Raw genomic sequence first — 12,103 nt, 5'->3', positions numbered from 1 at the left:
TTTTTTATTTCTCCCGAAATGCACCTTGCGTTTTTTTGGGGATTATATTTATATCCGAATTATTGGAGAGATAAATATGAATAAATTAAAAGTGGCCATACTCGGAAGTGGCAATATAGGCACAGATTTGCTTATAAAAATAATGAGATCCCAGTATCTTGAATGCACAATGTTTATAGGGAGAAATGCGAATTCTCCAGGAATGCTAAAAGCAAAAAGTTTAGGGATACCCATATATGATGAAGGCATCAATTCCATTATTATGAATCCTTCCTTATGCGATATTGTCGTCGACGCGACTTCGGCATTGAATCATTTGGATCATGCTCCAATACTGAAGAGATTGGGGAAATTTACAATAGATATGACTCCGTCCAATCTTGGAGAGATGTGTGTACCAGCAATAAATTTACAAGCGTGTTTAGATTTAGACAATGTGAATATGATTACATGCGGCGGACAAGTATCTTTACCAATTGCATATGCAATCGGTAAGTCACAAAAGGAAGTAGATTATATTGAAGTGGTATCGAGTATCTCTTCCAAAAGTGCTGGACCCGCAACAAGAATAAACCTTGATGAATATATTGAGACTACAGAAGAAGCCATCATGCGCTTCTCAGGTTGTCATAGAGCAAAGACGATACTCATTTTAAATCCGGCAAATCCGTGTATAGATATGCAAACAACCCTATTCGCGTTAGTCGATAATCCCGATATGGAAGCTTTGTTGGCATCGGTGAACGAAATTATAACCTCCATCCAAAGAATTGTACCCGGATATCAATTGATTGTTCCCCCTACAATTGAAAACGGTAGAATCGTCGTCATGATAAAAGTACAGGGCTTAGGTGATCATTTACCAACTTATGCCGGTAATTTAGATATTATCAATTGCGCTGCTATTGCCATCGCAGAAGAATACACTAAAAAATCGTTAATGCGGGTGTATAAGGTATGAGGCATATTTTAATAAGCGACCCCACCTTAAGAGATGGATCCCATGCGATTCATCATCGATTAACAATAGAGCAAATTAGCGCATATACGAAAATGGCAGAAGAAGCGTCTATTCCAATCGTAGAAGTTGGGCATGGTAACGGACTTGGAGCTTCGTCATTACAATTAGGCGAGAGTTTGGTTTCCGATAAACAAATGTTAGAAATTTGCAGAGTAAATTTGAAAAAAACGAAGTTAGGCATTCATGTAATCCCTGGCTTTGCCACTATTAATAGAGATTTAAATAGTGCTATAGATATTGGAGTAGATGTCATACGAGTTGCATCACATTGTACAGAAGCAGATGTTACGAAGAGGCATATAGAGTACTGTCGTAAAAGAGATAGAGAAGTCTATGGTGTTCTAATGATGTCGCATATGGCACCAGCTTCAATATTAATTGATGAAGCGAAGAAAATGTTGAGCTATGGAGCCCAGGGAATTATCATAATGGATTCTGCAGGGGCCTATTTGCCTGAGAATGTAAAAGAGAAAATTAAAGCATTAGTAAACAGTTTAGATATTCCTGTCGGATTTCATGCTCATAATAATTTGGGAATGGCAATAGCAAATTCCGTTACCGCAATCGAAGAAGGCGCATCGATATTAGACGGTACGATGAAAGGGTTCGGAGCAGGGGCAGGAAATGCGCAGTTAGAAGTTTTAATTGCCGTATTGCAACAAATGGGTTATGAAACTGGAATTGACTTATACAAACTATTGGATGCGTCTGATGCTGCAGAGGAAAACTTTATTAAAATTCCATCTATTAGTTCGTCAAGCATTGTTAGCGGAATGGCGGGGGTTTTTTCGGGATTTGCAAAACCCGTAGAGAGAATAGCAAAGCAATACAATCTGGATCCTAAAGATATTTATTTTGAATTAGGCAAAAGAAAAGTAGTCGCTGGCCAAGAAGATATCATTTTAGAAGTAGCTGTGAGTCTTTCACAATTAAGATAAGATATTGTTTGTTAAAGGAGAACCTATGGATAAAATTAAAATTGCCATTTTAGGGGCAACAGGACATATTGCAAAAAACATCATAGTTGGTTTATCCAAAAATGCGAATTACGACTTATTTCTTTTCGCCAGGAATCAGGAACTGTTAAATTCATTCATTAAAGCTGAGATCGCTACCAGAATTAGTATAATTATCCATTCTTTTGATTCATTTATGGAACTGAGCTACGACGCAATCATTAATTGTGTGGGAATTGGCGATCCTGCAAAATTGAAAAAAGTGGGTGGAGGCATTTTTAAATTGACTGAGGAATTCGATAATCTAGCATTAAAGTATATAGAGAATAGCCCCAAAACATTGTATATCAATTTTAGCAGTGGCATTGCATATGGTTCCAATTTCAATACACCAGCAGATCAAAATAAAACAGCAGCTATCAATATCAATAACATTTCTTCAACGGATTACTATACAATATCAAAAATTAATACGGAGGCAAAGCATCGGTCATTTTCTAAATTCAATATCGTAGATTTAAGAGTATTTGGTTTTTTTAGCAGATATATTGATTTGAAAATGCCTTATTTTCTAAGTGATATTGTTAATAGTCTAAAACTAAATAAAGAGTTTATTACAGGTAGTAATAACATGGTAAGAGACTACATGCATCCCGAAGATTTAATTCAATTCATTGAAAGATGCATTTATATTCGGAGTATTAATGATGTTTTTGATGTGTATAGTTTAGAGCCAATAAGTAAGTTCCAGATGCTTGAATTTTTCAAAAAAAACTATGGATTAAGGGTTAATATAGAAAATGAAACGGTAATAACATCAGTCACAGGTTTGAAATCAAACTACTATTCGCTTAACAAAAAATCGGATATTGTTGGCTACCAGCCAAAATATTCATCTATAGATGCAATTATATCCGAATTACAATATTTATTGTAACTGTTGAAGATGTTCTTCTTTCTCTTATTTACAAAAGAGGTCAACCCGAAAACTGGCTGACCTCCATATATGAGCGGGCACCGTTCGTGCAAAAGGCAAACACGATGGTTTACATTACATTAGAGCCATTCATTCTTTAAGCAATTCGCGTGATAATAAGATGTGCTGAAACAGGCCTTGTTCCTCCGGCGACAGGTGTAATGGTTAGTGCCGAGGCATTGCCTGCAGGGTTTCGTACAGTGAGTATTGAATTGATGACTGTCGTTTGCACAAGAGCCATTCCTACGATCTGAGAAGCACCTGTGGCTCGCCCGACCACCGTATAGGCCAGGTCAGCGCCATTAAGAGTTAAAATCAGTTGGCCTGCCTCAGTCACACTTACTTCAAACAAGACCTGATAAGTGCCAATGGCAGACAGATTAAATGTACTGCCACTCGCTCGGGTAATAGCTGTCCCGCTAATAGGTCCATTTTGAGGAAAACTTACGTCTGTGCCAGGTGCAACTGTCGCTGCATTATCGGGAGGCATCAATGCAAAAAAATCTGCAAAGCCTAATACTCCTCCTGCTGGTCCTGTTGGTCCAACGGCACCTGCAGCACCCACGGCACCTGCAACACCCACGGCACCTGCAGTACCTACATTACCCGCTGTACCTACAGAACCGACAGTTCCCGCTGTACCTACAGAACCGACAGTTCCTGCGGAACCGACACTTCCTGCAGCACCGACAGTTCCTGCTGTGCCAACAGCACCGGCAGCACCTAAAGCCCCTGAAGGAATATTCACCTGTACAACTTGTTCTCTGACAACAATTTTCTTGCAGCAACAATTTTTCTTCAAACGGTTTTTTTTCTTAGCAGGGCGAACAATAACTGTTTTCTTTTTGCAGCCCTTTTTTCTTTTTAGTTGAGGACAACCCAATTCGAACACCTCCACATAGTTTGTTGTATACTACTCCATTTATCTATTAAAGGCATGGACATTTGTCTCACACAGCTAAATAACTATCTATTTTTTACTGAAAATAGGTCTTTGTATATGGGAGATTGATCTAGTATTCCATCCGTTTTAAATATCTTCATGAAAGTATGGGCATGAAAATCAAGTTCTTGTCATTTGCCGATGACAAGAACTTGATCCCATTCCCGACTTATGACATGAACAATAGGAGTTTTCAACCCATTTTTCAACAAAATAGATTAAAGCCTATCAACAGCCCATTCCGCAAATAAACCAGTGACATAGTATACAGCACATCTATCCTGGAGGTGTGCGATTTGGCTTCTTGCAAGATCCGTCGAAAACAGGGCTGCAATGGGAAAACTGCAGTCATTCGCGCCAAGAAGAAAAAAAAGGACTTTAAAAAAGGCGAGACCTCAAAAAGAAAACGTAAACGAGTACTATGCAAAGGAAGATTGGGTTCGGTCGGGCGGCAAGGGCCGATCGGCCCGCCGGGGTCAGAGGGAGCAATTGGACCGCAGGGTCCGATTGGGCCACAGGGTCCGATTGGGTCACAGGGATCAGCCGGTCTGAACGGCCCACAGGGAACTGCAGGGTTAGCTGGACCACAGGGTCCGGCAGGACCGCAAGGAGCGACTGGGCCGGATGGACCTACTGGAGCAAACAGGGCCTTCCGGTTTGTTATCAGTCAATCGCATCTATATAGCCAACTTCAGTAGCAACGATGTTTCCGTGATAGATGGTCAATCTAATACAGTGATCGCTACTATTTCAGTTGGCATTAATCCAGCGGGAGTTGACGTCAATCCATTAACCGGGCGGGTTTATGTTGCAAGTAGGGTGAGCGATACTGTTACCGTCATTGATGGATTATCCAACACCGTGATTACTACCGTTCCAGTAGGGGATGAAGCAGGGGCCGTAGCAGTCAATACTGCGACCAATGCCATTTATACGGCCAATTTTAATTCATTGGACGCAACGGAAGATGTTACCGTGATTAGCGGATTGACCAACACTGTCATTGCAACCATTATTATTCCGGGTCTCAATTTAGCAACAGGGGTAGGCGCCAATCCAGTAACTAACCTGATTTATGTAGCCAATTTCAACTCTGATACCGTTTCTGTAATTGATGGCGAAACCAACACGGTGATTGCTTCTATTCCAGTTCAGGTTAATCCATTCCAGGTAGGGGTCAATCCCGTTACTAACCGTATTTATGTATCGAATTTCACCAGTAATACGGTTTCCGTCATTGATGGAGCAACGAATACGGTAACGGCTACCGTTCCTGTCGGGACGACTCCGGCCCAAGTAGGAGTTAATACATCTACGAACGCGATCTACGTACCAAACCGCAACACTAATAATGTTTCTGTCATTGCCGGGTTAACCAATACGGTGATTGCCGCCGTGCCGGTCGGGAATAATCCAAATGGAGCAGGAGTCAATCCGTTAACCAATCGTATTTATGTCACGAATCAGAATGATAATACCGTTTCCGTTATCGATGGCCTGACCAACACGGTGATCGCTACCATTCCCGTGGGTGCCCGTCCATTTGCTGTAGGCGTATTTCCTTAGAATGCGTTATTGCTCCAGATAAAGCTATGGAACACTGGTCATGATCTTATAGTGGATGGTGATTCTTTATGAAAGAAATTCGAACGGCAAGAGATCTAATGAAACAATTGTCAGCCATGAATAAAGCGAATTCGGTATGTCAAATCTTCATTCCCGGATCGGGGAAATTCACGATTGTACTGCAGGAAGACGACGATCATTCCACAGCGCCGGCCATTGAGAAGTCAGCAGGGGTGGAATCTGCATCTGAATTGGTCAGGAATCCTTTTCTCTAGATGATAAACCCTTCTTCTGGCTGCGCCGGTTTACTGATACCTGTGCCGTTGCCGGCGGAAGGGTTTTTATTAACGTAAGCCTAAATAATAGACTATCACTTTCTTTAACTTGAAGAAACTGAACTACTATTTGTTGATGGCGTGGGCCATGAAAAGCCTTACGTTCAAGGGTCTGGGAATATTGGACGGACTGGATATTACGCTAACTGGCAGTAATCTACAATAAACATATTCCATAAATGGACATCCTGCCCAAATGAATTCAAGTTTTGGGAATGGCTTACCAACAGTAATTTGTTGAGAACAAGGACACCTCCGGGTGTTTTTTTTCTTGAGGCCAGCGCATATCCAGACGTTGAAATAAAAAGTTTTCTTATTTCAGGTTTTAAGGTTGCATTCGCTACATATATTTTTAACAATGACAGGAATGTGTGAATGTATAAACGCCCTAATCGACATGCCAACAGCCATATCGTGTCTGGGTACTGGAAGCCGATACCTCAACCCGGGTATTGGCTTTTTTTTTAAATTCTAAGAATGTGTAAGATTCACACTTATTTGGGCTTAAAGGCAGGTGCCAGCATGTTGCCAATGGACGAAAATACGGTGCTCATTGACGGCGGAACAATGACGATTGAGCAGGTGGTCCGGGTAGCCCGCTATAAGGAGCAGGTGCAAATTAGTCAAAGCTGCCTCGATCAAATGGCGATTAGCCGGGCGTACGTCGAGAAGCTGCTTCATGAGAAGCGGGTGGTGTATGGGCTGACGACCGGTTTTGGCAAATTCAGCGAAACTTATATTTCGGGCGAAGACACGAAACGCATGCAGCTGAATCTCATTCGAAGCCATGCCTGCGGGATTGGACAGCCGCTGACGGAGGAAGCGGTAAGAGCGACCATGCTGCTGCGCGTAAATGCTTTATCGCTGGGCTATTCCGGCATCCGGCCGGAGGTTGTTCAATTGATGGTAGATATGTTGAATGCTGGAGTGACGCCGGTCATCCCGGAGCAAGGCTCGCTTGGGGCAAGCGGGGACTTAGCGCCGTTGTCGCATCTGGCACTCGTGCTGGTTGGCGAAGGAGAAGCCTGCTTTCTCGGCGATCGGTTGCCCGGCAGCGAAGCGGTGGCCAAAGCCGGCTTACAGCCTATCGCGCTGGAGGCCAAGGAAGGTCTCGCCTTGATTAACGGGACGCAGGTGATGACGGGGATTGGAGCGCTTGCTTGCTATGATGCCGTCAATTTAGCCGGATGGGCGGATTGTGCGGCTGCGTTAACGGCAGAGGTGCTTCGCGGCATTCGCGATGCCTTCGAACCGCTTACCCACGCACTTCGTCCGCATCCGGGGCAGGGACAATCCGCCGCAAATATCCGGCGTTTGACGCAGGGGAGCCGGTTGATGACGGATCAGGGAAAGCTGCGCGTGCAGGACGCTTATTCGATCCGCTGTGCGCCGCAGGTTCATGGCGCCAGCCGGGATGCGCTGCGATATATCCAAGAGAAGCTGGAAATCGAAATGAATGCGGCAACAGACAATCCGCTCATCTTCGCTGCTGAGAATCGTGTCATTTCCGGAGGCAATTTCCACGGTCAACCGATCGCCTTAGCGATGGATCATCTTGCCATCAGTGCTTCCGAGCTCGCCAGCATATCGGAGCGACGTACCGAAAGACTCGTCAATCCGTCTTTGAATGAGAAGCTTCCTCCTTTCCTGGCGAAGGACGGAGGCGTCCAGTCCGGCTATATGATCGCCCAATATACGGCGGCTGCAGTTGTGTCTGAGAATAAGTCGCTTGCGCATCCGGCCAGCGTAGACTCGATCCCCTCATCGGGGAATCAGGAGGATCACGTCAGCATGGGGACGATCGCGGCCCGCAAGGCGAATCAGATTGTGCTGAACGCCTATTCGGTAATTGCTATCGAGCTTCTGTGCGCAGCACAAGCTGCCGATTTTCGCGGTCCGGAAAAACTGGGAAAGGGAACGAAATGGATGTATGACCGGTGCCGCGAGCGTGTGAGCTTCATGGATGAGGACCGCGTATTGTCAGGCGATATTCGCGTCATGGCGGAATGGATGAGAAAGACGAATGTGCGGGAAGCCATCGCGTCGGTCGTCCCGATTGTATAAATTGGATTGGAGGTCTGACGCTATGAAGGAACGAGTCGTTCGCGCGCCGCGCGGCGCTGGGCTGAATACAAAGGGCTGGGTCCAGGAAGCGGCGCTGCGCATGCTGATGAACAATCTGGATCCGGAGGTAGCCGAATATCCGGGCAAGCTGGTCGTGTACGGGGGAATTGGCAAAGCCGCGCGAAATTGGGAGAGCTTCGATGCCATTGTCGATACGCTGAAGCAGCTGGAGGACAACGAGACGATGCTGGTGCAATCCGGTAAGCCGGTCGCTGTCTTCCGGACCCACCGGGACGCGCCGCGCGTGCTGCTCGCCAACTCGAATCTGGTGCCGGCATGGGCGAACTGGGATACTTTTCACGAGCTGGACCGGAAGGGGCTTATGATGTACGGCCAGATGACGGCAGGCAGCTGGATCTATATCGGCAGCCAGGGCATCGTTCAGGGGACCTATGAGACGTTCGCGGAATGCGCAAGGCAGCACTTCGGCGGCACGTTGAAAGGGACGATTACCGTAACGGCCGGCCTCGGCGGTATGGGAGGGGCCCAGCCGTTAGCCGTCACTATGAACGAAGGCGTGCTGATCGGGATCGACGTCGACAAGACACGAATCATGAAGCGAATTCATTCGCGTTACTGCGATTGCATGCTGGAAAGCCTGGATGACGCGATCTCGCTTGCGGTCGAGGCCCGGAAGGAGGGGCGTGCGTTATCCATCGGTTTGGTCGGTAATGCGGCAGAGGTACTGCCGGAAATGCTCCGCCGCGGCTTCATTCCGGATATTATAACGGATCAAACCTCAGCCCACGATCCACTGAACGGATATCTGCCTCAGGGCTTATCGTTGGAGGAGGGCAGCAAGCAGCGCGCGGAAGATCCGACGTCTTATGTCCGGAAGGCAAAAGAAAGCATGGCCGTGCATGTTGAAGCGATGCTCGAGATGAAGCAGCTCGGCGCCATCGCCTTCGACTACGGCAATAATATTCGCCAGGTTGCTTACGATGAAGGCGTGGAAGACGCCTTTGCTTTTCCGGGTTTTGTCCCTGCTTACATCCGTCCGCAGTTTTGCGAGGGGCGGGGTCCGTTCCGCTGGGCGGCGTTATCCGGCGATCCCGAGGACATTTACAAAACCGATGAAGTGATCTTGAAGACGTTCGCCCACCGTGAACATTTATGCAAATGGATCCGAATGGCGCAGGCCAAAATCGCCTTCCAGGGCCTGCCGTCCCGGATCTGCTGGCTCGGCTACGGCGAGCGGGCGTTGTTCGGCCGCATCATTAACGATATGGTCGCTTCCGGGGAGCTGTCGGCTCCGATCGTGATCGGGCGCGACCATCTTGACGCGGGCTCCGTCGCATCGCCGAACCGCGAGACGGAGGCGATGCGTGACGGCAGCGACGCGGTCGCGGATTGGCCGATTCTGAACGCGCTCCTCAATACGGCGGCCGGGGCAAGCTGGGTATCGCTGCATCACGGCGGCGGCGTAGGCATGGGTTATTCCATACATGCCGGCATGGTGATCGTCGCGGACGGGACGAAGGAGGCGGAGGAGCGATTGGAGCGCGTCTTGACGACCGATCCGGGCTTGGGCATCGTTCGCCATGCGGATGCCGGCTATGATCTGGCGATCGATAACGCCAAGAAGATGGGGATTCGGATGCCGATGGCGGGCAGACAGGTGACCGGAAAGGAGTGACGCTGCCCTATGCTTTATATCAAGAACGCGGCGCAAGTCGCAACTGTAAGCGGTGGCAGCCAAGCGCCGAAGATTGGAATAGAGATGGAGAAGCTGAACATCATTGAGAACGGCGGTGTCGTCGCGGATGGCGAACGCATCGTCTTCGTCGGAGCCGACCAAGAGGCGGCGGAGTATGTTTCGCACCATGGGGGCGAAGACGTCAACGTTATTTTGGCGGAAGGCAAGACCGTCACCCCGGGTCTGATCGACCCGCATACGCATGTGGTGTTCGCCGGATCGCGGGAGCATGAGCTGACGCTTCGCTTATGCGGCGCCACCTATATGGAAATCCTTCAAGCGGGAGGCGGCATTCTCAATTCAATGATCAAAACCCGCGCCGCATCGGAAGCGCAGTTAATCAGCGAGACCCGCAAGCGGCTTGACCGCTTTCTTGCCCACGGCGTTACGACGATTGAGGCGAAGAGCGGCTACGGCTTGCGGCTTGCGGATGAATTGAAGCAGCTGCGGGCGGCGCATTTTCTTCATGGCAAGCATCCCGTCGATCTCGTATCGACCTTCATGGGTGCCCATGCGGTTCCTCCCGAGTACAAGTCGGATCCGGACTTGTTCGTCAGAATCGTAACGGAGGAAATGATACCGGCTGTCGCCAAGGAAGGGCTGGCTGAGTACTGCGACGTCTTCTGCGAGGAGGGCGTGTTCACTCCCGGACAATCGAGGACGATCCTGGAAGCCGGCTTGAAATGGGGGCTGAAGCCGAAAATTCATGCCGATGAGATCGTCCCTTACGGTGGAGCTGAGCTTGCTGCCGAGATAGGAGCCGTATCGGCCGAGCATCTGCTGCGGGCGTCGGACGCCGGCATTCGGGCAATGGCAGAGAAAGGCGTCATTGCGGTGCTTCTGCCCGGTACGGCCTTCTTCCTCATGACGAAGCCGGCCAATGCCCGGAAAATGATCGAAGCGGGTGTGCCGGTCGCCTTGTCGACCGACCGGAATCCGGGCTCCAGCCCGACGGAATCGCTTCCTTTTATGATGAACCTGGCCTGCTTAACGATGCGGATGACGCCTGCCGAAGCGCTGACTGCCTGCACGATCAATGCGGCTCATGCGATCGGACGCGCAGACCGGATCGGCAGCATCGAGGCCGGAAAGCAGGCCGATCTAGTTATTTTCGATGCTTCGAATATCGAATATATGCAGTACCATTATGCCGTTAATTTGACGGAGACGGTTATCAAGAAGGGTGTTCCCGTCATTGTGCAAGGCCGAAGGAATTACGTATGAAGCAGCTGACGATCAATGCGGCCAGATTGGAGAAAGCCATTCATGAACTGGGCCGAATCGGCGTGAATGGGCAGGGCGGCTTGGACCGGACGGCGTTTACGCCTGCGGATTTAGCGGCCCGGGATTGGATAAAAGAGAGAGCGGATGCTCTCGGCCTGGACGTTCGCGTTGACGAAGCGGCCAATATTTGGGCTGCCCGGCGCGGCAAGCGCAGCGAGCTTCCGGCTATAGCGTTCGGTTCCCACGTCGATACGGTGCCGAACGGAGGCAAGTACGACGGAGCGCTCGGTGTCCTGTTAGCTTTGGAGATCATGCTTGTGTTGAAAGAGCAGGGGATTCGGACCCGGCATCCGCTCGAGCTCGTTTCCTTCAGCGCGGAAGAACCGAATCCGTTCGGACTATCGACATTCGGCAGCCGGACGGTAGCCGGCAAGCTGACAAGGCGGGACTTGGAAGCCGTCCGGGACGACAACGGCAGGCTTATGATCGATGCGCTGCGTCAAGCGGGCGGGGATCCGGAGCGTTACGGGCAGGCGCGCCGGAAGCCGGAAGGGCTCGCTGCTTTTCTCGAGGTGCACATCGAGCAGGGGAAGAGGCTGCTGAACCGCGGCATTCCGGTCGGCATTGTCACGGCGATCACGGGCATATACCGCGAGGAAGTGACCGTCCTTGGCGTGCCGAATCATGCGGGGACGACACTTATGCAGGAACGGACCGATGCTTTACTGGGAGCGGCCGAAGCGATGCTCGCACTGGAGCGGGTATGTCTTGCGCATCCATCGGATGAAATCGTAGGGACGGTCGGGAAGATAACGAACGAACCGAATGCGCCTAATATTATTCCGGGCAAGGTGCAGTTTCATATGGAGATCCGCGGGAAAACGAGAGCCGACATCCAGGAAGCAATCGATAAATGGGAGCTGCAGGCGGCTCTCATTAGCTCCAGCAGAGGAGTGCGAATTGAGCGCCGCATGCTGCTCGACCAGCATCCGGTTGCCATGGATCCGCTCGTTGCCGGGACTTGCGCTTTGCAGGCGGAGAAGCTCGGATATGCGAATACACCGCTTGGCAGCATGGCTGGACACGACGCGGCGCATATGGCGTCGCTTACCCGTTCGGGGATGCTCTTCGTCCCCAGCCTGGATGGAAAAAGCCATTGTCCGGAAGAGGCGAGCCGGATCGAAGATATCGAGAAGGTAGGCAACGTTCTTCTTCATGCCATTTTGGCGCTGGATGAGAAATTGAATGCTTAAGGAGGATTA

10 protein-coding genes are annotated in these 12,103 nt (G+C 49.3%); 9 read left to right on the top strand and 1 reads right to left on the bottom strand.

The window, feature by feature from the left end; all coding sequences use genetic code 11:
- Positions 1 to 76: 76 nt before the first annotated feature.
- From AC0YNV_RS26645 to AC0YNV_RS26635, 3 genes are read left to right on the top strand one after another with little or no spacing between them, the layout of a single operon-like run.
- Positions 77 to 961 carry an acetaldehyde dehydrogenase (acetylating) gene (locus AC0YNV_RS26645; protein WP_475770742.1) on the top strand — a complete coding sequence of 295 codons (885 nt, stop codon included), beginning with the start codon at positions 77 to 79 and terminating at the stop codon, positions 959 to 961.
- Positions 958 to 1,959 carry a 4-hydroxy-2-oxovalerate aldolase gene (gene dmpG / locus AC0YNV_RS26640; protein ID WP_475770741.1) on the top strand — a complete coding sequence of 334 codons (1,002 nt, stop codon included), beginning with the start codon at positions 958 to 960 and terminating at the stop codon, positions 1,957 to 1,959. The genes AC0YNV_RS26645 and dmpG overlap by 4 nt, the downstream gene beginning before the upstream one ends.
- 25 nt (positions 1,960 to 1,984) lie before the next feature.
- A complete protein-coding gene (locus AC0YNV_RS26635) occupies positions 1,985 to 2,914 on the top strand; it encodes an NAD-dependent epimerase/dehydratase family protein (protein ID WP_475770740.1) in 930 nt (309 codons plus the stop codon).
- A 136-nt stretch (positions 2,915 to 3,050) separates the two neighbouring features.
- Here the strand turns inward: AC0YNV_RS26635 and AC0YNV_RS26630 are convergent, their stop codons facing one another.
- Positions 3,051 to 3,836 carry a collagen-like protein gene (locus AC0YNV_RS26630; RefSeq protein ID WP_475770739.1) on the bottom strand — a complete coding sequence of 262 codons (786 nt, stop codon included), beginning with the start codon at positions 3,834 to 3,836 and terminating at the stop codon, positions 3,051 to 3,053.
- Positions 3,837 to 4,520: 684 nt separating this feature from the next.
- Here AC0YNV_RS26630 and AC0YNV_RS26625 point away from each other — a divergent pair.
- From AC0YNV_RS26625 to AC0YNV_RS26600, 6 genes are all read left to right on the top strand, one after another.
- Positions 4,521 to 5,462, top strand: coding sequence for a beta-propeller fold lactonase family protein (locus AC0YNV_RS26625; RefSeq protein ID WP_475770738.1), 942 nt, complete (start codon positions 4,521 to 4,523; stop codon positions 5,460 to 5,462).
- A gap of 68 nt (positions 5,463 to 5,530) precedes the next feature.
- On the top strand, positions 5,531 to 5,737 hold the full coding sequence (locus AC0YNV_RS26620) for a hypothetical protein (protein ID WP_475770737.1): 207 nt from the start codon (positions 5,531 to 5,533) through the stop codon (positions 5,735 to 5,737).
- Between the two features lie 582 nt (positions 5,738 to 6,319).
- The gene (gene hutH / locus AC0YNV_RS26615; protein WP_475770736.1) at positions 6,320 to 7,861 is read left to right on the top strand and encodes a histidine ammonia-lyase; all 1,542 of its coding nucleotides are present in this window, start codon (positions 6,320 to 6,322) and stop codon (positions 7,859 to 7,861) included.
- Between the two features lie 22 nt (positions 7,862 to 7,883).
- The gene (gene hutU / locus AC0YNV_RS26610; protein ID WP_475770735.1) at positions 7,884 to 9,557 is read left to right on the top strand and encodes a urocanate hydratase; all 1,674 of its coding nucleotides are present in this window, start codon (positions 7,884 to 7,886) and stop codon (positions 9,555 to 9,557) included.
- Positions 9,558 to 9,566: 9 nt separating this feature from the next.
- Positions 9,567 to 10,841, top strand: coding sequence for an imidazolonepropionase (gene hutI / locus AC0YNV_RS26605; RefSeq protein WP_475770734.1), 1,275 nt, complete (start codon positions 9,567 to 9,569; stop codon positions 10,839 to 10,841).
- Positions 10,838 to 12,094, top strand: a complete 1,257-nt coding sequence (locus AC0YNV_RS26600; RefSeq protein ID WP_475770733.1) for an allantoate amidohydrolase — start codon at positions 10,838 to 10,840, stop codon at positions 12,092 to 12,094. Before hutI ends, AC0YNV_RS26600 begins: the two co-directional genes overlap by 4 nt.
- Positions 12,095 to 12,103 lie beyond the last annotated feature (9 nt).

The sequence above is a fragment of the Paenibacillus sp. JT31N11 genome, assembly GCF_056269285.1.
This window is presented reverse-complemented; position numbering and strand designations above follow the sequence as displayed.